25 protein-coding genes are annotated in these 25701 nt (G+C 57.7%); 17 read left to right on the top strand and 8 right to left on the bottom strand.

Going from position 1 to position 25701, the window contains the following annotated elements:
• Nucleotides 1-8 precede the first annotated feature (8 nt).
• Entirely contained in the window at nucleotides 9-470 is a 462-nt protein-coding gene (locus AC13C0_RS19250) for a hypothetical protein (RefSeq protein ID WP_117617530.1), read from the bottom strand.
• Nucleotides 471-570: 100 nt separating this feature from the next.
• Between AC13C0_RS19250 and AC13C0_RS19245 the strand changes: the two genes are divergently transcribed.
• Entirely contained in the window at nucleotides 571-3495 is a 2925-nt protein-coding gene (locus AC13C0_RS19245) for an insulinase family protein (RefSeq protein ID WP_341582183.1), read from the top strand.
• A 91-nt stretch (nucleotides 3496-3586) separates the two neighbouring features.
• Here AC13C0_RS19245 and ppsR read toward each other — a convergent pair whose 3' ends face one another.
• The gene (gene ppsR, locus AC13C0_RS19240; protein ID WP_117617528.1) at nucleotides 3587-4402 is read right to left on the bottom strand and encodes a posphoenolpyruvate synthetase regulatory kinase/phosphorylase PpsR; all 816 of its coding nucleotides are present in this window, start codon (nucleotides 4400-4402) and stop codon (nucleotides 3587-3589) included.
• 171 nt (nucleotides 4403-4573) lie between these two features.
• Here ppsR and ppsA point away from each other — a divergent pair, with 171 nt between their 5' ends.
• Both ppsA and rraA read left to right on the top strand, forming a co-directional pair.
• The gene (ppsA, locus tag AC13C0_RS19235) at nucleotides 4574-6946 is read left to right on the top strand and encodes a phosphoenolpyruvate synthase (protein ID WP_117617527.1); all 2373 of its coding nucleotides are present in this window, start codon (nucleotides 4574-4576) and stop codon (nucleotides 6944-6946) included.
• Nucleotides 6947-6978: 32 nt separating this feature from the next.
• Nucleotides 6979-7458, top strand: a complete 480-nt coding sequence (gene rraA / locus AC13C0_RS19230) for a ribonuclease E activity regulator RraA (RefSeq protein WP_117620278.1) — start codon at nucleotides 6979-6981, stop codon at nucleotides 7456-7458.
• A 56-nt stretch (nucleotides 7459-7514) separates the two neighbouring features.
• Here the strand turns inward: rraA and AC13C0_RS19225 are convergent, their stop codons facing one another.
• The 3 genes from AC13C0_RS19225 to AC13C0_RS19215 all read right to left on the bottom strand — a co-directional run bounded on the left by AC13C0_RS19225 (nucleotide 7515) and on the right by AC13C0_RS19215 (nucleotide 8905).
• Nucleotides 7515-7805, bottom strand: coding sequence for a PilZ domain-containing protein (locus tag AC13C0_RS19225; protein ID WP_117617526.1), 291 nt, complete (start codon nucleotides 7803-7805; stop codon nucleotides 7515-7517).
• 4 nt (nucleotides 7806-7809) lie between these two features.
• Entirely contained in the window at nucleotides 7810-8481 is a 672-nt protein-coding gene (locus tag AC13C0_RS19220; RefSeq protein ID WP_117617525.1) for a TIGR04211 family SH3 domain-containing protein, read from the bottom strand.
• 124 nt (nucleotides 8482-8605) lie between these two features.
• Complete coding sequence (locus tag AC13C0_RS19215; RefSeq protein ID WP_117617524.1) at nucleotides 8606-8905, bottom strand: YciI family protein; 300 nt, start codon at nucleotides 8903-8905, stop codon at nucleotides 8606-8608.
• A 130-nt stretch (nucleotides 8906-9035) separates the two neighbouring features.
• Here AC13C0_RS19215 and AC13C0_RS19210 point away from each other — a divergent pair, with 130 nt between their 5' ends.
• A complete protein-coding gene (locus AC13C0_RS19210; RefSeq protein ID WP_482954900.1) occupies nucleotides 9036-9914 on the top strand; it encodes a PHP domain-containing protein in 879 nt (292 codons plus the stop codon).
• On the opposite strand, the gene AC13C0_RS19205 is transcribed toward AC13C0_RS19210, so the two are convergent.
• Both AC13C0_RS19205 and rne read right to left on the bottom strand, forming a co-directional pair.
• Nucleotides 9911-10453: a YecA/YgfB family protein gene (locus AC13C0_RS19205; protein ID WP_117617522.1), complete on the bottom strand. Its 543-nt coding sequence runs from the start codon at nucleotides 10451-10453 to the stop codon at nucleotides 9911-9913. The two genes, AC13C0_RS19210 and AC13C0_RS19205, sit on opposite strands and share 4 nt — an antisense overlap.
• A 3-nt stretch (nucleotides 10454-10456) precedes the next feature.
• The gene (gene rne / locus AC13C0_RS19200) at nucleotides 10457-13552 is read right to left on the bottom strand and encodes a ribonuclease E (RefSeq protein WP_482954899.1); all 3096 of its coding nucleotides are present in this window, start codon (nucleotides 13550-13552) and stop codon (nucleotides 10457-10459) included.
• 661 nt (nucleotides 13553-14213) lie between these two features.
• Between rne and rluC the strand changes: the two genes are divergently transcribed.
• From rluC to AC13C0_RS19185, 3 genes are read left to right on the top strand one after another with little or no spacing between them, the layout of a single operon-like run.
• On the top strand, nucleotides 14214-15212 hold the full coding sequence (gene rluC, locus AC13C0_RS19195; protein ID WP_482954916.1) for a 23S rRNA pseudouridine(955/2504/2580) synthase RluC: 999 nt from the start codon (nucleotides 14214-14216) through the stop codon (nucleotides 15210-15212).
• Nucleotides 15209-15856, top strand: a complete 648-nt coding sequence (locus AC13C0_RS19190) for an HAD family hydrolase (protein ID WP_117617519.1) — start codon at nucleotides 15209-15211, stop codon at nucleotides 15854-15856. Before rluC ends, AC13C0_RS19190 begins: the two co-directional genes overlap by 4 nt.
• Nucleotides 15857-15904: 48 nt before the next feature.
• Nucleotides 15905-16948 (top strand): S49 family peptidase, encoded by a 1044-nt coding sequence (locus tag AC13C0_RS19185; RefSeq protein WP_117617518.1) that lies wholly within the window; start codon nucleotides 15905-15907, stop codon nucleotides 16946-16948.
• Here AC13C0_RS19185 and AC13C0_RS19180 read toward each other — a convergent pair.
• On the bottom strand, nucleotides 16945-17562 hold the full coding sequence (locus tag AC13C0_RS19180) for a Maf family protein (RefSeq protein ID WP_482954898.1): 618 nt from the start codon (nucleotides 17560-17562) through the stop codon (nucleotides 16945-16947). The genes AC13C0_RS19185 and AC13C0_RS19180 overlap by 4 nt on opposite strands.
• Before the next feature lie 139 nt (nucleotides 17563-17701).
• Between AC13C0_RS19180 and AC13C0_RS19175 the strand changes: the two genes are divergently transcribed.
• The 10 genes from AC13C0_RS19175 to tmk all read left to right on the top strand — a co-directional run bounded on the left by AC13C0_RS19175 (nucleotide 17702) and on the right by tmk (nucleotide 25682).
• Nucleotides 17702-18256 (top strand): YceD family protein, encoded by a 555-nt coding sequence (locus tag AC13C0_RS19175; protein WP_117617516.1) that lies wholly within the window; start codon nucleotides 17702-17704, stop codon nucleotides 18254-18256.
• 101 nt (nucleotides 18257-18357) lie between these two features.
• Nucleotides 18358-18537 (top strand): 50S ribosomal protein L32, encoded by a 180-nt coding sequence (gene rpmF, locus AC13C0_RS19170; protein WP_117617515.1) that lies wholly within the window; start codon nucleotides 18358-18360, stop codon nucleotides 18535-18537.
• A gap of 43 nt (nucleotides 18538-18580) precedes the next feature.
• Complete coding sequence (plsX, locus tag AC13C0_RS19165; RefSeq protein ID WP_376788069.1) at nucleotides 18581-19582, top strand: phosphate acyltransferase PlsX; 1002 nt, start codon at nucleotides 18581-18583, stop codon at nucleotides 19580-19582.
• 112 nt (nucleotides 19583-19694) lie between these two features.
• On the top strand, nucleotides 19695-20633 hold the full coding sequence (gene fabD, locus AC13C0_RS19160) for an ACP S-malonyltransferase (protein ID WP_117617513.1): 939 nt from the start codon (nucleotides 19695-19697) through the stop codon (nucleotides 20631-20633).
• A gap of 18 nt (nucleotides 20634-20651) precedes the next feature.
• A complete protein-coding gene (gene fabG, locus AC13C0_RS19155) occupies nucleotides 20652-21395 on the top strand; it encodes a 3-oxoacyl-ACP reductase FabG (RefSeq protein WP_117617512.1) in 744 nt (247 codons plus the stop codon).
• A gap of 134 nt (nucleotides 21396-21529) precedes the next feature.
• Nucleotides 21530-21763 carry an acyl carrier protein gene (acpP, locus tag AC13C0_RS19150; protein WP_012136033.1) on the top strand — a complete coding sequence of 78 codons (234 nt, stop codon included), beginning with the start codon at nucleotides 21530-21532 and terminating at the stop codon, nucleotides 21761-21763.
• A 130-nt stretch (nucleotides 21764-21893) separates the two neighbouring features.
• Nucleotides 21894-23141 (top strand): beta-ketoacyl-ACP synthase II, encoded by a 1248-nt coding sequence (gene fabF, locus AC13C0_RS19145; protein ID WP_117617511.1) that lies wholly within the window; start codon nucleotides 21894-21896, stop codon nucleotides 23139-23141.
• A 2-nt stretch (nucleotides 23142-23143) separates the two neighbouring features.
• The gene (locus AC13C0_RS19140) at nucleotides 23144-23968 is read left to right on the top strand and encodes an aminotransferase class IV (RefSeq protein ID WP_482954897.1); all 825 of its coding nucleotides are present in this window, start codon (nucleotides 23144-23146) and stop codon (nucleotides 23966-23968) included.
• Nucleotides 23969-23973: 5 nt separating this feature from the next.
• Nucleotides 23974-25044 carry an endolytic transglycosylase MltG gene (gene mltG, locus AC13C0_RS19135; RefSeq protein ID WP_482954896.1) on the top strand — a complete coding sequence of 357 codons (1071 nt, stop codon included), beginning with the start codon at nucleotides 23974-23976 and terminating at the stop codon, nucleotides 25042-25044.
• Nucleotides 25041-25682: a dTMP kinase gene (tmk, locus tag AC13C0_RS19130; protein WP_117617508.1), complete on the top strand. Its 642-nt coding sequence runs from the start codon at nucleotides 25041-25043 to the stop codon at nucleotides 25680-25682. Before mltG ends, tmk begins: the two co-directional genes overlap by 4 nt.
• The last annotated feature ends 19 nt before the right edge of the window (nucleotides 25683-25701 follow it).

The following is a 25701-nucleotide window of genomic DNA, read 5'->3' as shown; positions in this document are numbered from 1 at the left end:
AGGCCAAATCACACTTTATCCGGAAGCTGGTCATGGTTGAGCTGTTCCCATGATTTCATGTACACATCGGCTTCGTATTCATAAGGCGACTTAAAAGGGGTGAGCACAAAATCAAACACCAGGAAGAAGAATCCGATTGATGCCCAGGCAATCAAAAGGCTACTGATGGTGGTGGCCTGCACCTCCGGGTTGGAATTGACGAAATCCTCCAGCAGAGGAATCAGATCGGATGCCATGACAACAGGGTTGAAGCTGGCCATCACGAACGGAATCCAGAAGGCCAGGAATACCGGGAAAAATCCGAATGACCAGAGCACACGACGGAGCAGGTAGATGGCAACTTCCCGCCAGAAACGCTGTCTGGTTTCCGGAATCATTCGTATGCGGTTGAGATATCGGCGTCGTTCTGCCCAGTAGGCAGCGACCTCGGGGGCATCAACAGCCTTGGTATGAGGTGCAGGTGTTGTCATGGGTTGGTGGGGTACCTTATCGCTACGGGAGTGATGCATGATAATCGATACTACGTGTTACCCTACAATTCTCCAATTGTTTAAAGACAGGATAGATTGAATGGCTGCAGTGATCGACAACGCAACCCACCCGGCCTTTGAGAAGCTTCGCAGTCACCGGATTGACACGCTCAATCTCGAGGTTGAGGAGTATCGCCACAAGAAAACCGGGGCCCGGCACCTGCATCTGGCGGCAGATAACGATGAGAACGTGTTCTTCGTGGCCCTGCGTACCTTCCCGATGGATTCCACCGGCGTTGCCCATATTCTTGAGCATACCGCACTCTGCGGCAGCGAACGTTATCCGGTTCGCGATCCGTTCTTCATGATGATCCGGCGGTCACTGAATACTTTCATGAACGCCTTTACCAGCAGCGACTGGACCGCGTATCCCTTTGCCAGCATGAACCGGAAAGATTTTAACAACCTGCTGTCGGTGTATCTGGACTGTGTGTTTTTTTCCAAGCTGGATCCGCTGGATTTCGCCCAGGAAGGCCATCGCCTGGAATTCGAAAAGCCGGAAGATCCTTCCACCGATCTGGTCTATCGGGGGGTTGTCTATAACGAAATGAAGGGTGCCATGAGTTCGCCCACATCCCAGCTATGGCAGAGTCTGAGCAGCCATCTGTTCCCCACCACCACCTATCACTACAACAGCGGTGGTGAACCGGACCATATTGTCGACCTCAGCTACGATGACCTGATGAAGTTCTATCGCCACCACTATCACCCCAGCAACGCGATTTTTGCCACCTACGGCGATATTCCGGCTCGCGAGCACCATGAAAAGTTCGAGGAGCTGGCGCTAAAGCGCTTTGACCGGCTCGACATTGACCTGCCGGTCCGGGACGAAAAGCGCATGTATGCTCCGGTTCGGGTGGAACAGGGCTATGCGGTCAACGAAGGTGAGGGTACAGACAACAAGACCCACATCGTTGTTGGCTGGCTCCTGGGCCACAGCTTCGATCTTCAGGAAAACCTGGAAGGGCAGCTGCTTTCCGCAGTACTTCTCGAAAACAGTGCCTCGCCCCTGATGCGGGCCCTGGAAACCACCGGGCTCGGCCACTCGCCATCGCCCATGTGTGGCCTGGAGGATTCCAATCGCGAGATGACCTTCGTCTGCGGTATTGAAGGCAGCGAACCCGGCAAACACGAAGAACTGGAAGCACTGGTCGAGGCAACGCTGCTCAAGGTAGTGGAGGAGGGCGTCAGTGAGGAACGGCTGGAAGCCATCCTGCACCAGTTGGAACTGCATCAGCGTGAAATCGCCGGTGACCAGTTCCCCTATGGTCTGCAACTGATCATGAGCGCGATTGGTCCGATGGTTCACGGCGGCGACCCGGTTGAATTGCTCGATCTGGAGCCGGTGCTGGCAACACTCCGAGAGAAGATCCGGAATCCCGGGTATGTGCCCGGCCTGATTCGCAAAAAGCTGCTGGAAAACCCCCACAGGGTGACACTCACACTGCGCCCGGACGAAAAGCTGGAGAGCCATCGCCAGGACGCTGTCCGGGAAGCGCTGGCTCGTCGTAAGGCCGAACTTACCGGGGATGAGGTGCGGATGATTGTCGAGCGCGCCGGCGCGCTGGAAGAGCGCCAGATGCGCAAGGACGACGACTCCATTCTGCCGAAGGTCGATTTGTCGGATGTGCCACTGCAAATGCCGGAGCCACAAGGCCGTTACGACGGCGAGATGTCGGCAACGGCCTATGCCCGCGGAACCAATGGCCTGGTGTATGAGCAGGTGGTGGTGCCGGTGCCGGCGCTCACAGAAGAGGAGCTTTTGCTGGTACCGTATTACACCACCCTGGTCTCCGAGGTGGGTTGCGGAGAGCTGGACTACCTGCGGATGCAGGACCGTATTTCCGCGGAATCCGGCGGCATTGGAGCCGCATTCAGTGCCAAGGGGCGTATCGACGATGTTCAGGACCTGTCCGGTTACATCATCTTTAATGGCAAGGCTCTGGCCCGTAATCGCAGCGCATTGACCCGGTTGCTCCGTGACGTCTGTACCAGTGCCCGCTTTGATGAGAAAGAGCGGGTTCGGGAACTCATTGCCCAGATCCGTGCCCGCCGCGAGCAGGCGGTCACAGGCAGTGGTCATGCCCTGGCCATGAGCGCGGCCTCCCAGGGTATGAGCCCGGGGGCCTGGCTGTCATTCCGCCTCGGCGGTCTGGCTGGAATCCGGGGCACCAAGCAGCTGGATCAGGCCCTGAAGGATCCGGAAGAGCTGGCGGCGCTGTGCGAGAAACTGTCAGCCCTTCATAAGAAAATCAGTAACCAGGGGCGGGAATTCCTGGTGATTGGCGAGGAAGAGCAGCTTCCGGCCATGGTTGACGATCTCAAATCCTGCTGGCAGGAAGCATCCGCGCCAGAGAGCTCTGACTGGAAAATGGAGCCGGTCAGCTATACCACCCGAGAGGCCTGGCTGACGTCTACGCAAGTGAATTTCTGTGCCAGGGCTTATAGTACTGTGCCGGTAGACCACCCGGATGCAGCGGCGCTGACCGTGCTTGGTGGTTTCCTGCGTAACGGTTACCTGCACCGTGCCATCCGTGAAAAGGGTGGCGCCTACGGTGGTGGTGCCGGGCAGGACAGCGTGAACGGAACCTTCCGGTTCTTCTCCTACCGGGATCCCCGCCTGGAAGAGACCCTGGAGGATTTCGACAAGGCGCTGATCTGGCTGCAGGAAACGGACCACGAATACCAGGAGCTCGAAGAGTCGATTCTCGGGGTCATCGGCCAGCTGGACCGGCCCCGCTCTCCGGCCGGTGCAGCCCGCCATGCGTTCCACAACAAGCTGTTTGGTCGTTCCCCTGAGCAGAGGGCCCGGTTCCGGGAGCGCGTTCTGGCAGTTACCCTGGAGGACATCAGGCGTGTCGCCAGTACCTGGTTGATGCCGGAGAAGGCGAGTACCGCGGTTGTTACCAGTCCCGAGAACCGGGCCAGGGTGGAGAAACTCGGCCTGGCTATTCAGGAACTGTAGAGCAGAAGTGCAACGCAGGACACACAGGGGTCAGATGAACGCTTTCATCTGACCCCTTTTTCATGACCCCTTTTTCACTTTTCCCGCCCCTTCAGCGATTCCGCTTCAGCCCGGTGCTCACCATAATCCGTGTCGAAATCTCTTCCACTGAATAGGCCGTGGTATTCAGGTAGGGAATGCGCTCACGCCGGTACATCAGCTCGATTTCCTCGATTTCATGCATGCACTGCCTGATTGAGGAATACCGGGAGTTGGGGCGGCGCTCGTTGCGTATGGTGGCGAGGCGCTCGGGATCGATGGTCAGCCCGAAGACTTTCTCCTTGTGGGGCTTCAGGGCGCCCGGGATCTGCTGATCCTCCAGATCCTCCTCGGTAATCGGATAATTGGCGGCCTTGACGCCGTATTGCAGCGCGAGATAGAGGCAGGTGGGGGTTTTTCCGCTTCGGGAAGCACCCACCAGAATCAGGTCCGCTTCATCGTAATATCGTGTCCGGGCGCCATCGTCGTTATCCAGCGCAAAATTGACGGCCTTGATCCGCCGCTCGTAACTGCCCTCGTTATTGATTGAGTGAGATTTTCCCACGGTGTAGGAAGAAGATGACTGCAGCTCCTGCTCCAGGGGTTTGAGAAAGGTTCCGAAAATATCCACCATGAAACCCTCGGCTGTGGAGATGATATCCCGGATGTCGCTGTTCACGATGGTGTCGAAAACCAGTGGCCTTGCGCCGTCTGTTTCGGCGGCCTTGTTGATGCGTGTGACCATTTCGCGGGCTTTTTCTTCGTCCGCAATGTAGGGAACGGTCACCCGTTCAAACTCGATTTTTTCAAACTGGGCCAGAAGACTGTGCCCCAGTGCCTCGGCAGTCAGGCCGGTGCCATCGGAAATGAAAAAAGCAGTGCGTTTCATGATGTATCGTCCGGTTCCGTATTCAGCGGGTGGTTCCCTAGGTAATTTCCGCGGGTTACAGTATCATACACGCCAAGTTCGAGACCCCGCAGTGGATATTGCCTGCTTTTACCGCTTGATACCGCTGGCCCGGTTTTGCTCTTTGCTTCATAGACTCAAGGGAGACGTGCTTTGGAAGATTACATTATCTGGTTTGATCACCTGGGAATGTCCGATGTCGACCGGGTGGGCGGGAAGAACGCCTCCCTCGGCGAAATGATCAGTAATCTCGCCAACGCAGGTGTTACCGTTCCAGGTGGTTTTGCCACGACAGCACACGCCTATCGCGAATTTCTGGCCAAAGACGGCCTGAAAGAGCGAATCGATAATGTCCTGGATGCTCTGGACATCAATGATGTCAACGAGCTGGCCCGTGTAGGCGCTCAGATTCGTGAGTGGATTATTGACACACCCTTCCCGGATGTCCTGGAAAAGGCCCTGGAAGAGGCGTTCTCAGCGCTTCAGGATGGCAATGATCGCATGGCCGTTGCGGTCCGTTCCTCAGCCACCGCCGAGGACTTGCCAGATGCCTCGTTTGCCGGCCAGCAGGAAACCTTCCTGAACGTGGTGGGGCTGCAGCAGGTGCGCACCTCGGTTAAAGAAGTGTTTGCTTCGCTGTTCAACGACCGGGCCATCTCTTACCGTGTCCACCATGGTTTCGATCACAAGATGGTTGCTCTTTCTGCCGGCATTCAGAAAATGGTTCGCAGTGAAACCGCGGCCAGTGGCGTTATGTTCACCCTCGACACCGAATCCGGGTTCCGGGATGTGGTTTTTGTAACGGCCTCTTATGGCCTCGGCGAAACCGTTGTCCAGGGTGCCGTGAACCCCGATGAATTCTATGTCCACAAGCCGACACTGGAGGCTGGGCGCCCGGCGGTATTGCGCCGCAACCTGGGCAGCAAGGCCATCAAGATGGTTTACCATTCAAGCCCCGGTGAAGGCCAGTTCGTGGAAACGGTCAAGGTTGGGCAGGACGAGCGTAACCGCTTCTGCATTACCGATGCCGAGGTGGAAGATCTGGCCCGTCAGGCGATGATTATCGAGAAGCACTACCAGCGCCCGATGGATATCGAGTGGGCGAAGGATGGCGACGACGGCAAGATCTACATCGTTCAGGCCCGTCCTGAAACCGTCAAGAGCCGCGCCTCCGCCAACGTGATGGAGCGGTACCTGTTGAACGAAACCGGCAATGTGCTGGTGGAAGGTCGCAGTATCGGCCACAAGATTGGCAGCGGCCCGGTGAAGGTTATTACCAGCATCAAGGAAATGGATCGCGTTCAGGCCGGCGACGTGCTGGTGACAGACATGACCGACCCGGACTGGGAACCGGTCATGAAGCGGGCCTCCGCCATCGTGACGGATCGAGGCGGTCGTACCTGCCACGCAGCCATTATTGCCCGTGAGCTGGGTATTCCGGCGGTGGTCGGTTGTGGTGACGCGACCGAGGTTTTGAAAGATGGTCAGGAAGTGACGGTTTCCTGTGCCGAGGGCGACACCGGTCTGATTTACGAAGGTGCCCTGGACTTCGAGCTGCGGGAAAATACCGTTGACTCCATGCCCGATATTCCGTTCAAGATCATGATGAACGTCGGCAACCCGGACCGTGCCTTTGATTTCCAGGGGTTGCCCAATGAAGGCGTTGGCCTGGCCCGCCTCGAGTTCATCATCAACCGGATGATTGGCGTGCACCCCAAGGCCCTGCTGAACTTTGACGGGTTGCCCCGGGACATCAGGCAGACCGTTGAAAAACGCATTTCGGGCTATTCGTCTCCGGTCGATTTCTACGTGGACAAACTGGTGGAGGGTATTTCCACCCTGGCAGCCGCGTTTGCGCCGAAAAAGGTCATTGTGCGGCTGTCGGACTTCAAGTCCAACGAGTACGCCAACCTGATTGGCGGCACCCTGTACGAGCCGGATGAAGAAAATCCGATGCTGGGTTTCCGTGGCGCATCCCGCTACATCTCCGAAACGTTCCGCGATTGCTTTGAGCTGGAATGCCGCGCCCTGAAAAAGGTGCGCAACGAGATGGGGCTGACCAATGTGGAAGTGATGGTGCCGTTTGTTCGCACCGTTGGTGAGGCGGAACAGGTGGTTAGCCTGCTGGCGGAGAATGGTCTGAAGCGGGGTGAGAACGGCCTTCGTGTGATCATGATGTGTGAGCTGCCGGCCAACGCGATTCTGGCCGAACAGTTCCTTGAGCATTTTGACGGCTTCTCCATCGGTTCCAATGATCTGACTCAGCTTACCCTGGGGCTGGACCGGGATTCCGGCATCATCGCCCACCTGTTCGATGAGCGTAACGACGCCGTCAAGGCATTGCTGGCCAGCGCCATTCAGGCCTGCAAGAAAGCAGATAAGTACATTGGTATCTGCGGGCAGGGGCCATCGGATCATCCGGATCTTGCCAAGTGGCTGATGGATCAGGGCATTGATTCCGTTTCCCTGAATCCGGATTCGGTGCTGGATACCTGGTTTTTCCTGGCCGACGAAAAGATCGACTGAGTTCATTTTCCAGGATGAAGGAGAACGACAAAGTGACACAGATTATTACCCCGGACCTGTGCGACGAGTTTCCGGAAGTGCAGGTTGTGGCGCCCGGCTTTAACAACTACGGCGGTAACAAGGCGTTTGGCGGCGAGATCGTTACCGTGAAATGCTTTGAAGACAATTCCGTGGTGAAGGAACAGGTTGGCCAGCCCGGCAATGGTCGGGTTATGGTGGTGGATGGTGGTGCCTCAAGGCGCCATGCACTGCTGGGCGACATGCTGGCGGAGAAGGCCGCCAGCAATGGCTGGGCCGGCCTGATTATCTATGGCTGTGTCCGGGACGTAGACGAGATTGGTAACACCGCACTGGGCGTTCAGGCCCTGGGGACTCATCCCCGGAAAAGTGAAAAACGCGGCCTTGGCGACCTGAATGTGCCGGTTACCTTCCACGGTGTAACCTTCCACCCGGGTCATTATGTCTATGCCGACAATAACGGCATTGTTGTTTCGGAGAAGCCCCTGGTCTGAGCCAGAAGCCATCTTGCAGGAACAAGAAACGGTGGCTGCTGGCCGCCGTTTCTTGTTCAGCGAGTCACTTCGCTGATGTTCGTTCCGAGCAGGTAGCCTTCACCCTCCGGTTCACACCGAATGACTTCGCACACGGTTTCCAGTGGAGGAAACTGATCGCTTGTGGGGTGGAGGACCGTTTGCAGTTCTTCGCCAACGGCTACCTCGCGCTCGACATAGAGCTGCATGCCGGCTGCACTCAGGTCGCGGCAGACGCCGGTGAACCTGTTACCCTGGCTGTCGGTAATTTCGATTTCAGAGTTCACCTGCATACGGTGAAAGTCGCGCTTTTCCGAGTAATCCTTCATGGCATCAGGCCCAGTTGTCAGTTTTTCTTGTTGGTTTGAGCATCGGAATAATCAGTGCCAGCAACACACCGCCGAGGACCAGGCCGGCACCGAGTAGCATGAAGTCATACTCCTTGCTGGCTTCGAGGCGTTCGTTTTCCGCGGTAAGGATCTCAAGGTCGTTGCGGATCTTCTGGTTTTCCTCGAGGAGTTCGCGGTTGCGGCGCGACAGATTGATAGAGTCGGATGCGATACTCTTGATGCGCTGAAGTTCTTCCTGGAGTTCCTGGGAGCGATTCGAAAGCGACGATTCAGAGTTTTCAAGAGCGTCCCGTTCGTTGGTTACCTGGGTCAGTTGCTCTTTTACCCGGGCGAGCTCCGCACGGGTATTTTCCAGCTGTTGGTTGGCTGTCCGGAGACGGTCGGCGGCGATGGGTGTTTCGCTCAGATATTGGCTGGAGACCCAGCCCTCCGTACCCTTGGGGGTGCGAACCAGGGTGTAAGCCGAATCGGAGGCATCGAGCACTTCCAGGGGCGTCCCACTGGGCACGGCATTCTCGATAATCCGGTACTGGGTACCTGCGCCAGACCTCACCGGAAGGTACAGCTGATCGTCCACCCAGACCGTTTTCGCCTGGGCAACGGCAATTGACGACACTGCAAACAACACACTGATGGCGAGGCGAAAAAGCGTCACTGGTTACGTTCCCTGAAATTCTCTGGATGAAGTCCGCGCATGATTAAAAGCGCAATTTTGTCACAGATGCCCTGCTGTGCAAGCGAGCCATCATTACAATAAACTCATGCTGCAACGGAGGCGATCACGGTAATACAGCCTTGAACGGCTTCACGGTAACCTTCTCGTATACGCCGGCCTCAATGTAGGGGTCAGAATCTGCCCATGCTTGTGCTGCCTCCAGTGAGTCGAACTCCGCAATCACCAGGCTGCCGGTAAAGCCAGCCTCACCCGGTTCCGGTGTGTCCAGGGCGGGGTGCGGGCCGGCAACAAGCAATCTGCCCTCGGCTTTCAGTGCCTGCAGGCGCTCAGTGTGAGCGGGTCGCGCCGTCTGGCGCAGTGGCAGGCTGTTTTCGACATCTTCACTGATAATGGCGTAATACATTCAGCTCTCCGGATTGAAGTTCCTAACGTTACTGGCTGGCAAATAATCAGCAGTCGTGCGGCGCCAGGGATGGGTGGTACAATGTCCCACCGTGGCATATCGCCCGTTACCCTCTGATTCAGGATGTTTCGTGACTATACCGCAAGACCCGGTTTTGTGCATCGACCTGCATTGCCACAGTACCGCCTCGGATGGCGCGCTATCGCCGTCGGCGCTGCTTGAGCGTGCGGCCGAGCGGGGTGTCAGCCACCTTGCATTGACGGATCATGACACGATTGGCGGGTTCGCCGAAGCCTGGGATGCGGCCGGAAAGCATGGTGTCACCCTGATTCCCGGGGTGGAACTGTCCTGCCTCTGGAAAAGCCGTACCATTCATGTTGTTGGGCTGGATTTCGATCCGGACAGTGCCGGATTCCAGGGCGCCCTGGCGCAGCAAAACGAGAATCGCTGGGCCCGGGCAAGGATGATTGCCGAACGGCTGAGCAAGCTTGGCATCGATGATCTGCTGGAACAGGCAACTGCTGCTGCAGGCGGCGATGTCCCGGGCCGTCCGCATTTTGCCGCAGTCCTGACTGGCGAGGGTGTCGTGCGTAACTCCGCGCAGGCGTTCAAGCGTTACCTCGGCAACGGCAAGGCCGGTGACGTAAAAGCCTACTGGCCGGAACTGCCGGAGGTGGTTCGCTGGATTAATGAGGCGGGCGGAATTGCCGTTCTTGCCCATCCACGGAAATACCAGCTCACTGCTACCAAACTCCGGGAGCTGACAGCCGATTTCCGGAGAGCGGAAGGGCAGGCGATTGAAGTTTCCACCTCGGGGCAGTCCAGCGGGGATCTGGGATTTCTGGCGGAGCTGTGCCGAAGGGAAGGGTTGTTGGCATCTCAGGGCAGTGATTTTCACTTTCCCGGAGCACCCTGGTGTGAGCTTGGTCGCATCACGAAAATGCCAGACGGGCTTGAGCCGGTCTGGCATTCATTCAGGCAGCCAATTCTGAGTCCTGCGCCGGTTTAATCCGGCGCGTGAAACAGGAGATACAGATCGGTCAGTGAATCGGGAATGGCATCGGCCATTTGCCGGGACAGTTTGTCGCTGTTGCGAACCTTTTGAAAATCCTCGTCATCGAACAATCCTGACAGCGTAAGCATGGGCACCATCAGGTCGGCGGTTTCCTCTTCGCTGGCAGCGTCCAGCCACTGTTCTTCGTGCTCCAGGAAGGTATCCACGAACCCGGCACACCAATTCTCCAACGCGTTCATGGGGTCGCCGTCTTCCGGTTCCGGTAATTCCAGAGCCTGGCCCATATCCAACGCGTGGGCCATGCCTCCGGCCAACTGCTCGGCACAGCGCCTGAACACCTCAGGAACCCCGCCATCGGGCGCCTCATCGATACCCGTGGCGAGGCGGAAGATTTCTTCCGCCCCCAGTTCAGCCGGGCCAACGACGCTGGCGCAGACAACCCCGTGGAAGCCGAAGAAATCCAGGGCGTCATCGCCCCAGGGTTCGGCAAAGAGAATGTCTTCCAGCGCCTCTATGTCGGAGTTCGATAGCATCAGTTAGTTACTCCCGGCCTTTTTGGCCTCTTCCGCAGCCTTCTGGCGCTTGCGGACCTCTCGGGGGTCATTGTAGGCACGTCCTGGTGTAACAGGAATATTGGCTGCCGGTGTTTCGGGAGATTCGTCCGTTTTCGCGGCCTCAGCCGCAGGCTTCTCAGTCTTTTCAGGCTGCGCATCTGCGGCCAGAGACGGCTTCGGTTCGGGCTGCTCTTTCGGCGCCGCCTTTTTCGGAGCGGTGGACTGCGGTGCCGGCTCGTCAGCCGCTTGCGGCTTTTCGGCAGGGGCCGGCGCTTCAGAGCTGCCGGCCGGTTGCCCGGAAGCGGTCTCAGGCGCTTTTTCGGCCTTGGCCGGTTGCTTTGGTTCAGCTTCTGCCTTCTTTTCCGCTTCGACTTTCGGTGCCTGATCAGCGCTTTCGGCTGCGGGTTCGTTCTCCGGAGCAGAGGGCTTTTTATCGGCCGCGGAGCGCTTTTTCCCAGCCGCTGATGGCTTTCGATCCGCAGCTGAAGGCTTGGCGCTCTTGTCTTCTGCCTTTTGAGGGGGCTCCGCGCTTTTGCCGGACTCAGCAGCGTCGCCGGTCTTCCCGGTCGGCTGGTCAGCGGCTTTCGGTGCTTCTTTCGGCTGCTCTGGAGCCTGGCTGTCAGAAGACGCTTCTGAAGCAGCAGGCTGGTCGGCCTGGCCCTGTTTCGGATCTTGCTTCGGCGCGTCCTTCTGAATCGGCGTGGCTGCCTTGTTTTCAGGTTTTTCAGAAGCCTTTTCACGGCTATCCCGTGGCTGCCCGGCTTTCACCGCAGGCTTGTCGCCTTCGGAACTAACCTCCGGCTGGGTATCCTTTTGGTGCTTTTCGCTTCGGACAGCCTTGCGATCCGCTGGTGTGGAGGCCGGGTTTTCCGCCGGAGAGCCATCGCGATTACGCTGACGGCGGGGCTTGCGACGCTTTTCGTCAGATGCGGTTTTTTCGCCACCGGCTGGCTTGGCAGCGCTTTCCTGTGGGCCGTTGTCCTTCTGGTCCCGACTATCTTTCTGGTCTCGCTGAGGCTTGTTGCGCCCACGGCCCTGGTTGTCCCGGCGGTTATCCCGGCGGTTGTCAGCGCCCTTGCCGTCGCTTTTGTTGTCGCCTTTGGTGTCGCTGTCCTTGGTCTCGGGGCTCTGGCGATTCTGGTTTCCGCGGTTCGGGTCATCGTTGCGATTGCGGTTGCGACCGCGGTTATCCTCGCCACGGCTTTGCGGGCCGCCCTGACGACGTTCGTTGCCGCTGCGGTTGCCGCCGGAACGCTGGTCGTCACCACGGGCTACGCGGGATTTGCGACGATCCTGGCGGCCCTGATTGCGGTGTTCCTCACGCTGGCTCCTGCTCTTTTCGCTGGTCTCGGTCTGCTGTTCTTCTTCTCCGCTGAAGAAGCAGGCAATCTTGCGGCCAAGGCGGCGGAACAGGCCTTCTTCCTGATCGACGGCTTCGGCAGCCTTTGGTGCCGGAGTGGGCGCGGGTGCACTGGGGCGAACCGCCCGTACGGCTGCCTGTTCACGAACCGGTTTTTCCGCGGCCGGAGCTTCGAAGATTTCCTCTTCACGCTCGCTGTATTCCTGGGCCACCTGGTGGCTGGAGATATGCTCGGGCGTTGTTTCATCGTCGCGCATCCGGACGATTTCGAAGTGCGGTGTTTCCATGTGTGGCACGGGAACCACGACGACGCTCACTTCCTGGCGCGCCTCGATATCTGCCAGCTGCTTGCGCTTTTCGTTCAAAAGGAAAGTGGCAACGGACACGGGAACGACAGCCCGCACTTCGCCGGTCTTGTCTTTCGAGGACTCTTCGTAGATCAGGCGCATGATGCTCAGGGCGAGGGATTCAATGCCCCGGATGGTGCCCTGGCCTTCGCAACGAGGACAAACCTCACTGCGTGTTTCCCCGAGGGAGGGGCGCAGACGCTGACGGGACATCTCAAGCAGGCCAAATCGCGAGATCTTGCCAACCTGAACCCGGGCCCGGTCAATTTCCAGGGCCTCACGCATCTTCTGTTCAACTTCCCGCTGGTGCTTGGCTGGGGTCATATCGATGAAATCGATGACAATCAGGCCGCCCATGTCACGCAGGCGCAGCTGGCGGGCGATTTCCTCGGCCGCTTCCAGGTTGGTCTGGAGGGCGGTTTCCTCGATGTCGTGGCCCTTGGTGGCGCGGGAGGAGTTGATGTCGATGGAAACCAGTGCTTCGGTTGGATCGATAACAATTGAACCGCCGGAAGGCAACTTCACTTCCCGCTGGAACGCGGTCTCGATCTGGCCTTCGATCTGATAACGGCTGAACAGGGGGATTTCGTCCTTGTAAAGCTTTATCTTGTTCTCGAATGTTGGCATTACCGCGCGGACAAAATTCAGTACGTCCTCATGTACGCCATCGGAATCGATCAGAACCTCGCCAATATCCTGGCGAAGGTAGTCACGTACGGCACGGATAATAACGTTGCTTTCCTGGTGAATCAGGAACGGCGCCTTGCGTTCGCCGGCGGCCTGGGAGATGGCTTCCCAGAACTGAACCAGGTAATCCAGATCCCACTGCAGTTCTTCGGTGGTCCGGCCAATGCCTGCGGTACGAACAATGATGCCCATGGATTTCGGTATCTGGACATTGTTCATGGCATCTTTGAGCTGGGCCCGCTCGTCGCCCTCAATGCGGCGGGAAATACCACCGGCACGGGGGTTGTTGGGCATGAGTACCAGATAGCGGCCGGCCAGGGAAATAAAGGTCGTCAGGGCAGCGCCCTTGTTACCACGTTCTTCCTTGTCCACCTGGACGATGACTTCCTGGCCTTCAGAGACCACATCCTTGATGTTGATCTTGCCCTCAATCTGACCCGGGGATTTCTTGAAGTACTCCTTGGAGATTTCCTTCAGGGGCAGAAAGCCGTGGCGATCGGCACCGAAATCAACGAACGCAGCTTCGAGGCTGGGCTCAACGCGGGTAATGCGACCCTTATATACGTTGGCTTTCTTCTGCTCGCGGGAGCTGGATTCGATGTCAAGATCAAACAGACGCTGGCCGTCAACCAGAGCTACGCGCAACTCTTCAGGGTGAGTTGCATTGATAAGCATTCTTTTCATGGAAAGAAAGAGTTCCTGTCGTTTAGTTTGACAGAAAACCAGAGGGGATCGCATCAGCGAAGCAGGATGTGCGTACCGCGGGCCCTGTTACGTCAAGGGCGGACCGGCGGCCAGACGAATCAGACCCTTCGGGGGTTTGATCCTTTCGGTCTGAGACCAACGCCGACGATCCGACTGCCTGTAGGCAGGGAGAGGTCGTGTAAGGTTCGTGTCTGTTGACGCATGTTATCCGTTTTCAGGTTCACTCAGGTGCCTGGGTCTCACGTCGTATTCGTAAGCTGGACGGCCCGGCCCTGCGTGGCAGTGATTCTTCGCGATGTCGCCCGCGGTTTTCTGCGCGGTTTTTTCTTCTCCCGGGGACAGGGTTCAGTCTTTCCAAGATCTGGCCTGGTACTCCGGGAGCATTTACTTCGCCGTTCCCGGTAGTGATTGGGTGCACGGCGTTCAAACTCTCGAATAGTGTCGGTATACTTCTGCCGCTCCGGCTTCTGACTTGAGTTGATCAGGCCGTAGACAAACGGCAGAGCACGCCGGAATATAACAGTATTCAGGTTGTCGTTCAATCCTGCATTCATGTCACCACCATAGGAATTCCATGTCCCGCAAGCCCGCGAACAAGAAGCCAGCCAGAGTCAGGCCCGACAAGGCGGCACCATCGCCCATGGGAAGGGGTGGTGGTGGGGCGGTGGCACACCGCGGCGACGTTCGCCAGGGGGTGCGGTGGGTCACTGTGGGTGAGGACAATGAAGGTCAGAGGGTGGATAATTTTCTTTTGGCGCAGCTGCGCGGCGTGCCGAAAAGTATTATCTACCGCGTGGTCAGAAAGGGCGAGGTTCGGGTCAACAAGGGTCGGGTGAGGCCAGACACCCGGCTGAAAACCGGTGACCAGGTGCGGATTCCTCCCGTAATTCGCAAGGAAAAGCCGGAGCAGGTCGCGCCCGGCTCCCGGGTGCAGCGGGTCATTGAGGCCGCGGTCATTTTCGAGAATGAACAGATGCTGGTGGTCAACAAACCCTCCGGCATTGCCGTTCATGGCGGCAGTGGCCTGAGTTTCGGTCTGATTGAAGTCTTGCGTTCGGCCCGGCCATCGGCAAAGTTTCTGGAGCTTGTGCACCGGCTGGATCGTGACACGTCCGGCCTGGTTATGGTGGCCAAGAAGCGCTCAGCACTGCGCTATCTGCAGGACGAACTTCGCCAGAAACGGGTAAGAAAGCACTACCACGCGTTGGTGGCCGGTGACTGGCAGGCCAGTGTTGACCGGGTTGATGTCCCCCTTCTGCGTTACGAGATGCCCAATGGCGAGCGTCGGGTGAAGGTTGACGAATCGGGGAAAGCGTCATTGACTACCTTCCGCTGCCTTTATCGTTACCAGGGCTACAGCCTGGTGGAGGCCTCACCCATAACCGGGCGAACACACCAGATCAGGGTTCACAGTGCCTGGGCGGGTCATCCGATTGCAGGTGACGACAAGTATATGGATGATGTCAGCCTGAAAGCGTTCAGGGCGATCGGTGGGCAGCGCCTGATGCTTCATGCCAGGGCTCTCGAATTTACCTTGCCCGTGTCGGGGGAGGCCGTGCGCCTTGAGGCCCCGTACGACGATGCATTCAGCGAGGCGCTGGAAAAACTTGGGGCACGCATTAAAGGAACAGGTCAATGAACGTCAGAGTGGTTATTTTTGACTGGGACGGGACGCTGGTGGATTCGGTCGAGCACATCGCCGACAGCCTGCATCAGGCGGCGACCGATCTGGGTTACCCGGCCCTGGAGCGTGAGGCCTACCGGGATATAATCGGTCTTGGTATGGTCGAAGCGCTGGAGAAACTTTATCCGGGCATCAGTTGTGACGAGATGAATAGTATCCGGGAGGGCTATGCGGGTTACTTCTTCAGCAAGACCACCACGCCCCAGAATGTGTTTGAGGGTATGGCGGATGTGGTGGCTGACCTTCGCGGTTCTGGTCGCAGCTGTTCCGTCGCCACCGGCAAGAGCCGTCGGGGGCTCGATTCGGCCCTCGTTTCCAGCGGGCTTGGCAGTTATTTCGAGATAACCCGGTGCGCGGATGAGACCCGCTCAAAGCCGGATCCTGCAATGCTCGAGCAGATTCTGAATTTCTACGGAATTGAGCCGGCCGAAGCGGTAATGGTCGGCGACACCCGCTACGATCTCGAAATGGCCCGGCGTATCGGAATGCCTTCCATCGGTGTCGAGTGGGGCGTACACAAGCGTGATGTTCTGGGTGACTATTCGCCCCATGCCATTGTTGATACCGTGCCCGGCCTGCGCCGGGTACTTGGGCTCTGAGCGAGCCGGATTAGCCAATTTAATCGATGTTGCTGACAGGATGAATGAATGAGTGACTGGGATTCCGATAAGTCCCCTGATTGGGGAGATGAGCCAGTGGAGCCTGAAAAGGACAGTAAGCCGTTGTTTGGCCGCAAGTCGCCAAAATTGCCGCCGGAGTCCGGCCGGGACTGGAAACTCATTGAAAAACTGGTGATGTCGCTCCAGGCCGAGCAGCGTAGAAGCCGCCGGTGGGGGATTTTTTTCAAGCTCCTTACCTTCGGTTATCTGATTGCGTTGCTTTTCATGCTGAAGGCTCCGTTCGGAGACACTTTGAGCAGTGTCTCTGGTAAGCATACCGCCCTGGTTGAGATTAACGGCCCGATAGCGGCGGATGAGCTGGCGAGCGCCGATAATATTGTCGGTTCGCTTCGTTCTGCTTTTGAGGAGCCAAACTCGGTGGCGGTGATTCTTCGAATCAACAGCCCCGGCGGAAGCCCGGTTCAGTCGGGGTACGTATACGATGAAATAAAGCGGCTGCGTGAAGAATATCCGGAAAAGAAAGTGTACGCCGTGATTTCCGACATCGGCGCTTCCGGGGCTTATTATATCGCCTCGGCCGCCGATGAGATTTACGCCAATCGTGCCAGCCTTGTGGGGTCCATTGGCGTTGTTGCCGGTGGCTTCGGCTTTACCGGTGTGATGGAAAAGATTGGGGTTGATCGACGCCTGTACACAGCGGGTGAGAATAAGGCCTTCCTTGATCCTTTTTCGCCAGAGCAGGAAGAAGAAGTGATGTTCTGGCAGAGTGTGCTCGAAAACACCCATCAACAGTTCATTGAGGCGGTAAAGCAGGGTCGGGGTGATCGGCTGGCCGATGATGAGCGTCTGTTCAGCGGTCTGGTCTGGAGCGGCGACCAGGCGGTCGAGCTCGGCCTGGTGGATGGGGTGGGCAGCGCTTCGCACGTCGCCCGGCAGATTATCGGCCAGGAAGAGCTGGTGGATTACAGTCGTCGCAAATCGCCGCTCCAGGACATTGTTGACCAGCTTGGCGTTGCCTTCGGGACGGGCTTTGCCAGTCAGCTGATGGAGTCCCGTCTGGAGCTTCGTTAAACCCGGGGCGCATCAGGCCGGTTTTCCAGCAGCGGATTCCGGCCCCAGCGTCGCAGCATGTCGTTCAGGGCAATCAGTGGTAGTCCTACGAGACTGTTCGGGTCCCGGCCTTCCAGTGCTTCAAAAAGAGTGATGCCAAGGCCTTCCATCTTGAAGCTGCCAGCGCAGTCATAGGGTTGTTCCCGTCGCAGATAGGCTTCAATTTCCGCGTCGGTCAGCTGTCGGAAGTGAACGGTGTAAGGTTCGCAGTGATGCTCCAGTTTTCCAGAATCCGTGTCCAGCAGTGCAAGACCAGTGAGGAACAGGACCCTGTGGCCGCTGCTCTGGCGTAACTGGTACCTGGCTTGTGTGTGATTTCCGGGTTTGTTCAGTATGGAGCCATCCGGCAGGCAGGCTACCTGGTCAGATCCAATAATCCAGTGGCCGGGAAATCGCTCTGTCAGGGCCCTGGCCTTGGTCTCCGCCAGGCGGGTTGCCAGCGCCTCCCCGGTTTCGTCATGAATTGGTGTTTCGTCAATATCAGGGCTGGCGCAACTGAAGGGCAGGCCGAGCCGTTCCAGAAGCACCTTGCGGTAAGGTGACGACGAGGCCAGCAGCAGGGGGTTTTGCCTCATGTGTATTGTCCTTGGGGTAGCGGGGAGGAAGAACTGGAGTGCGCTTATCGTAAATTACACTTACCTGCACGGGAACCCCTGCCCAAAAAGCAACGAAGTCTTTGACACTAGAGGGCTGCGCCCCTAAAATTGCGCGCCTATGTCAAAAGCGCCAAACGCCGAGTTACCCAAATCTGTTGATCCTTACCGGTTGGCGGAACAAAACAGCACTCTGGAGGGAATCATTCCCCTCAGCGGGCTTGGCCGTTTCCGGGAAGCTGTTCTGGGGTTTTCAGAGAATGCTGCGTGTCGGGTGAAGTTGTCCTTTTATATGGACAGTGAGCGTCGTCGTGTTGTCTCGGGTGAGCTGGAGGCTCCGGTGGAGCTGGAGTGTCAGCGCTGCATGGGTTCCATGGGCGCGACACTGGTTTCCCGGTTCAGCCTGGGGTTGGTAACCAGTGATGAACAGGCGAAACAGCTGCCGAACGAGCTTGAGCCTTACCTGACCGATGATTTCAGTGCAGATCTTTGGTCAATGGCAGAAGACGAGCTGTTGCTGGTACTGCCACCGTTCCCGCTTCATGATCGGAATGAGTGTCCGGCCCGGGAAGATCTGGAGGCTTACGAGCCTGAGGGCTCCGCGGCACCGCCAGTGAGAAAGTCGGGCGAGAACCCGTTCAGCGTGCTGGCGGATCTCAAGAAGACAAAGCATTAACCGGGCGCGGGTTTCCTGAGGGGAAGCCGGCGCCCATCAAACGAACACACGTTACTTTCCGAGTAATACAAAGTTTACGTTAACAGGTCAGGAGCATAATCATGGCTGTACAGAAGAATCGCAAAACCCGTTCCAAGCGCGGCATGCGCCGTTCACACGACGCTCTGAGCACTGCCGCTCTGAGCACCGACGCGACCACCGGTGAAGTTCATCGTCGTCACCACGTGTCTCCAGACGGTTTCTACCGTGGTAAGCAGGTAATCGAAGCACGCGACGAGTAATCTCGTTGTCGCTATGCACCGCACGGAATCGGATGGCAGAACGGTGAAGCCGGTCACCATTGCGATTGACGCCATGGGTGGCGACCGCGGAGCCGCGGTTGTGGTTGCTGCGTCGCTACAGGCGGTGCGTGAAAACGAAGCCTTGAGCATCGTTCTGGTCGGAGTCCGGAGCGAGCTTGAGGCTTTGTTGCGTGAGGGGCATGCAAGAATCCGCATTGTTGAGGCGGCAGATGTGGTGCGCATGAATGAGCGCCCGTCCCATGCGCTCCGTCACAAGAAAAACTCATCCATGGCCATTGCCCTGAGTCTGGTCCGTGACGACGAAGCTCAGGGCTGTGTCAGTGCCGGGAACACCGGCGCCCTGATGGCGTTTGGCCGTACCATCATTCGCATGTATCCGGGCATAGAGCGACCGGCTATCGCCAAGCTGATTCCCTCTCTCCGCGGGCGTTGTCACGTCCTTGATCTTGGTGCCAATGTCGATTCAACCGCCGAAAATCTCTATCAGTATGCCCTGATGGGCTCCCTGATGGCCTCGGCTATCTGCCAGCAGGCGGAACCCCGGGTGGCCTTGCTGAATGTCGGGGAAGAAGAGATCAAGGGCAATGAGCAGGTCCGTCTGGCCTCTCACATGCTGGCCCAGTGCGACACTGTCAATTACATCGGTTACGTGGAGGGGAGCGATCTGTTCCGGGATGTGGCCGATGTGGTTGTGTGTGACGGGTTTGTCGGGAATATCGCCCTGAAAACCGGTGAAGGCGTTGCCGGACTCCTGATTGAGTTGATGGAGCAGGCTTTCACCCGGAATCTCTACGGCAGGCTGGTTGGTCTGCTGGCCAGGCCGATTATTGGCCGGCTGCTTCGGTTGATGGACCCCTCCCGTCACAATGGCGCCAGCCTGCTCGGGTTGCAGGGCGTGGTTATCAAGAGCCATGGCAACGCCAACGAGCGAGCCATGCTGTCAGCCATTCGTCAGGCTGTCAGGGAAGTTGAACTGGAAGTGCCCCGCCGGATCAATGAGCGCCTCGACGACCTCATGCTTTGAGCGCCTGAGACTAAAGTCTGTCCCGATCTGGCCACACATTCGCGGATAATTGGCCTACCTTGTACTATTGGCTAATCTCCCGTAACCCTTTAATGACGATAAGATCCCGCTTATGAAATCAGCCTTTATTTTTCCCGGACAAGGGTCACAATCCGTTGGCATGCTTTCGGCGGCCGCTGAAACCTGGCCCATTATCAACAGAACCTTTGCTGAAGCTTCCAATGTATTGGGCTACGATCTCTGGCAGCTGTGCCAGAAGGGCCCGGCCGAGGAGCTTAACAGAACCATGGTCACCCAGCCTGCACTGCTGACAGCCAGTGTCGCCCTGTGGCGCCAGTGGTTTGTTGCAGGCGGCAGCAAGCCGGACTTCCTCGCTGGCCACAGCCTGGGCGAGTACAGTGCCCTGGTTGCCTCCGAGAGCCTTGACTTCATTGAAGCGGTAAGGCTGGTTCGCCTTCGTGGAGAGCTCATGCAGGATGCGGTGCCGGCAGGGGAAGGCAAAATGGCGGCTATCCTGGGTCTTGAGGATGATGATGTCGTCGCTGCCTGTGAAAGCGCTGCTCAGGGCGAGGTTGTCTCCGCCGTGAACTTCAACGCCCCCGGGCAGGTGGTAATAGCCGGTTCGGCGGCTGCCGTCGAACGGGCCATTGAAGCCTGCAAGGAAAAAGGCGCGCGCAAGGCCATGCCTTTGCCGGTCAGCGTTCCGTCCCATTGCGCCCTGATGAAAGGCGCGTCGGAAGAGCTGGCAAAAGCCCTGGATGATGTGCGCTTTAATGATGCTGTCATCCCGGTTATACAAAATGTTAACGCCGCGGCCGAGACGGAATCCGCTACACTGAAGGCCAATCTTCTGAAGCAGCTCTATTCGCCGGTCCGGTGGACGGATTCCGTTCGTACCCTCGTGAGTAACGGTGTGGAAGTGGCTGTTGAATGCGGTACCGGTAAGGTCCTGGCCGGACTTGCAAAGCGTATTGACCGGGCACTGGCGGTTCACAGTATCGAAGATCCGGACTCGCTGGCGAAGGCGCTTGACGCGTTCAGCCAGTCCTGAAACGAAAGGGAGTGATTCATGTCTCTGGAAGGTAAGATTGCACTGGTAACCGGTGCGACCCGCGGAATTGGCCAGGCGATTGCCCGTGCATTAGCCGAGCAGGGCGCTGAAGTCATCGGTACGGCCACCAGCGCCGGCGGTGCCGAATCCATCACCAACGATCTGCAGTCTGCCGGGCTCAAGGGCTACGGCATGGTTATGAATGTGGCAGATCCCGCCAGCATCGAGGCGGGTCTGAAGGAGTTGACCGAGAGATCCGGTGCGCCGCTGATTCTCGTCAATAATGCCGGCATTACCCGTGATAACCTGCTGATGCGCCTGAAAGACGAGGACTGGGCGTCGGTTCTGGAAACCAATCTGTCCAGCGTCTATCGCACCAGCAAAGCTGTGCTTCGTGGAATGGCGAAGGCGAGGTGGGGTCGGATTGTCAATATCAGTTCAGTGGTTGCAGGTATGGGTAATCCCGGGCAGGGTAACTACTGCGCCGCCAAAGCCGGGGTGGAAGGCTTTACCCGAAGCCTTGCCAAGGAAATGTCGAACCGGGGCATTACCGCGAATTGCGTGGCGCCGGGATTTATTGACACGGATATGACAAAAAAACTGGACGACAGGCAGCGCGAGGCTATGCTGGAAATCATACCCGCGGGTCGTCTGGGTGAGCCGGAAGAAGTGGCAGCTGTGGTTGCCTTCCTGGCATCAGATGCCGCCGGATACGTGACGGGTGAAACCATCAATGTAAACGGTGGAATGTACATGGGATAAGCTTCGTTCCGGAGCCTGTGCGCAACTCCTTGTCGCACAACATGTTTGACAGAATCCCTGCTTGTTTGCAGGTAGGGTTTAAACTAAACTGGCAGCACTTGAGTTGCTTGGTTGACACACAAAGTGAGGACATTATGAGTACAGTTGAAGAGCGCGTTAAGAAGATCGTTTGTGAACAGTTGGGCGTTAAAGAGTCCGAGGTTCAGAACTCATCTTCTTTTGTAGAGGATCTTGGCGCTGACTCACTGGACACCGTTGAGCTGGTTATGGCCCTGGAAGAGGAATTTGAAACCGAGATTCCTGATGAGGAAGCCGAGAAGCTGGCAAGTGTTCAGGACGCGATCGACTACATCGTCGCGCACACCTGATACTCTGCATTCAAGAAAGCCAGGCAAAAAGCCGTCCTTGTGAAACATCGGGGGACGGCTTTTTTATTGGCTGAAAATCAGGTTCAATCCGGGTTCAGATTTATACGGACAAGATCAGGTGCAAGGGGTTATGAGCAAACGGCGAGTTGTTATCACAGGCGTGGGCATGCTGTCTCCACTGGGAAATGACGTGGAGTCATCCTGGGAAGGTATCCGGGCAGGACGCAGCGGGATCGGAATGATCGACCGTTTTGACGCGTCGGGCTACAACACCCGGATTGGGGGTGCCATCCGTGAGCTGGATATGGAGCCATACCTCTCGACCAAAGACGCCAGAAAGCTTGATGCATTTATTCATTATGGCCTTATTGCCGCCCAGCAGGCGGTGGACGACAGTGGTCTTGAGGCTTTTGAGGCGCTTGACCGGGAAAGAGTGGGGATCGCAATCGGCTCCGGGATCGGTGGTCTCGAATACATCGAGAAAAGCGTTCTGACCATGGACAAGTCCGGCCCTCGCAAAGTCTCGCCTTTTTTTGTGCCGGCCTCCGTGATCAACATGATTTCCGGCAATGCGGCGATCCGTTTCGGCTACCGTGGTCCCAACATCGCAATCGTTACCGCTTGTACCACCGGCACTCACAATATCGGCTATGCTGCCCGCACTATTGCTTACGGGGATGCCGAGGTGATGCTCGCCGGTGGCTCGGAAATGGCAACAACGCGTACCGGGATGGCGGCCTTCTCTGCCGCCCGGGCACTTTCTACTCGCAACGACCAACCCACCAAGGCAAGCCGGCCATGGGACAAAGACCGGGACGGATTTGTGCTGAGTGACGGTGCGGGTGTCGTTGTCCTTGAAGAGCTGGAACACGCGAAGCAACGAGGTGCCACAATTTATGGCGAGGTTGTCGGCTTCGGCATGAGCGACGACGCCCACCACATTACCGCGCCGCCGGAGAATGGCGAAGGAGCGGCCCGGTCCATGGCGAATGCGATCCGGGATGCCGGCCTGAAGCCGGATGAAATCGATTATATCAATGCCCACGGCACGTCAACCCAGGTGGGAGATGTGGCGGAAGTGGCTGCTGTCCGGCGTATATTCGAAGGCCATGCCGACAAACTTGCCATGAGCAGCACGAAATCCATGACCGGGCATCTGCTTGGTGCTGCCGGTGCGGTCGAGGCGATTTTTTCGGTGTTGTCGATCCGCGATGGGGTGCTGCCCCCGACCATCAATCTGGACAATCCCGATGACGGATGCGATCTGGATTTTGTTGCCCACGAAAGCCGTAAAGCGGATGTGCGGGTGGCTTTGTCCAATTCCTTCGGATTCGGTGGTACCAACGGAACCCTGATTTTCCGTCGCTTTGAAGGCTGACCATGGCCGTTTTTCGCCTGTTTTGGGCAGAGGAGGGCGGTCTGCCAGCGGATGACCGGGGACTGGCCTATGGTGATGGCCTGTTCGAAACCATCCGTATGGTCGGGCAAAAAGGTGTTCTTCTTTCCCGGCATCTCGAGCGTATGGTGCGGGATGCCGGCAGGCTTGGTATTCATGTTTCGCGCCGGGAACTTGCGACTGTCTGTACCCGGGCCGGCCAGCGTTTTTCTGAGCGATTCACCGATGATGGCTGGATTCTCAAACTGACCCTGACCCGTGGTGGAGGCGGTCGTGGTTACCGCCCGGACCCAGGCATGGTGCCTAACCTGCTTGTGTCTGCGTCGCCACTGGCTTCCACACCCGATGCTTCTGGTGTTGTGGTCGATTTCTCCAGGGTTCCGCTGACGGTCAACCCTTTGCTTGCCGGCATCAAATCCCTGAATCGGCTTGAGCAGGTAATGGCGGCAGCCGATCTTGGCCAGTCCCTATTTGAAGTCATAATGTCTGACGGCGACGGCAATCTCGTGGAGGGTACCCGGACCAATCTTCTGCTGCGGACGGATAATGCCTGGGTGGCGCCGCCTGCTGCCTGCCTGGCCGTTGCCGGAGTCCTGCGCCAGTGGCTGTTGGAGCGCCTGAGACAAAGGGGGGAGGCGGTGACGGAGCGGCGGTTAACGGTCGAAGACGTACTGGGCCCGGAATGCCAGGGCCTGTTTCTCCTGAACAGCGTTCTCGGTATTGTTCCGGTTCGCACGATTGCCGGTCATGATTTGCCTGTCGATAGCGGACTTGCGACAATCTTCAATCCTCTCGAATTACTGGAATAAATCGTTTGCTCAAGAAGTTATTGCTTGCGAGTGTTTGTGTTGCCGTGCTGGCCTCGGCCGGAACCGGGCTGTGGGTCTGGCAAGGCCTTCAGGGTCTTGAAAAACCAGTGACTCTGGAAGAGCCGGTGCTTTTTAACGTTCCCCAGGGGGCCACCTTCACGGAAGTGGTTCAGAGACTGGAAGCGCAAGGGCTGGTCGGGCAAAGCCTGTGGCTCAGGCTCTATGGTCGCCTGAATCCGGAGCAGGCCCGTATCAAGGCCGGTGATTATGAGTTTCTCAATGGCATGAGCCCGGAAGCCATGGTCAGCCTCATGGTGTCCGGGGATATCAAACATTGGTACGTGCAGTTCATTGAGGGCTGGACGTTTCGGGACATGCGTGAAGCCCTGGCGCGCGCTGAGCGGTTGCAGCGGGTAACGGGCGAGTGGACCGATGAGCGGATCATGTCCGCCGTCGGGGCTGAAGGAGAGCATCCTGAGGGGCGGTTCTTCCCCGACACCTATGCCTTTACCAGTAATGAGACCGATCTGGATATTCTGAAGCGGGCCTTCAGCAAGATGGAGACCGTTCTGGCGGAGGAATGGGAGGCCCGGGAGGAGGGTTTACCCTACGACAGCCCCTATGAAGCCCTGGTCATGGCCTCTATTGTGGAGCGGGAAACCGGTGCACCTGGCGAACGGGATCAGGTGGCCGGAGTGTTTGTCCGCCGTCTGCAAAAGGGAATGCGGCTCCAGACCGATCCGACCGTTATTTACGGCATGGGCGACAGCTACAAGGGCCGGATTGGCCGGAAAGACCTGCTTACCCATACGCCCTATAACACCTACCGGATTGATGGTCTCCCTCCCACGCCGATTGCCTTGCCGGGGCGCGATTCGATTCATGCGGCTCTGCATCCGGATGACGGGGATGCACTCTATTTCGTCGCCCGTGGTGATGGCTCCCACAAGTTTTCCCGCACCCTCGCCGAACACCAGAAGGCCGTGCGGGAGTTTCAGCTCAACCGTCGCCAGGATTACCGGTCTTCTCCGGCACCGGAAGACGGCTTCTCGGGTACTGATGGAGGCGCCGGATGAGTGCTCGGGGAAAGTTCATCACATTTGAAGGCACCGAAGGTGTTGGTAAATCGACACAGCTCGCCAATGCCGCGAGAACCCTGAAGGGCCTTGGTGTAGACTTTATCGTGACCCGGGAACCTGGCGGGACGCCCATGGCAGAGGCCATTCGTGAGCTGTTACTGTCTCCCAGGGATGAGCCGGTGAACGAAACCACGGAGCTTCTCCTGATGTTTGCGGCGAGAGCGCAGCATCTGTACAACCGCATACTGCCGGCTCTGGATCAAGGCAAATGGGTCCTGTGTGACCGCTTCACAGACGCGACATATGCCTATCAGGGCGGTGGAAGAGGCGTGCCGGTTGAACGGATCACCCTTCTGGAAACCCTGGTCCAGGGTGAAATACGGCCTGATCACGTCGTGCTTCTGGATGCCCCGGTTGAAACCGGAATGGCCAGGGCTCGAAAGCGAGGTGAGCTGGACCGTTTTGAACAGGAAGACCTGGAATTCTTCCAGAGAATCCGGGATGCCTATCTGGAGAGGGCCGTGGCGCTACCCTCCAGGTATCATGTGGTTGATGCGGCACTTCCGCTGGAGGTGGTGTCTGAAAGCGTTTCCAGAGTGTTGACAGGGCTGTTCAGGAGCTCCGGGTCGTCCTGAAAGGTGCTGGGATTTGCGA

This window comes from Marinobacter sp. B-21 (genome assembly GCF_056857895.1).
Note: the sequence above shows the minus strand (reverse complement) of the source record. Positions and strands in the feature narration are given on the sequence as shown.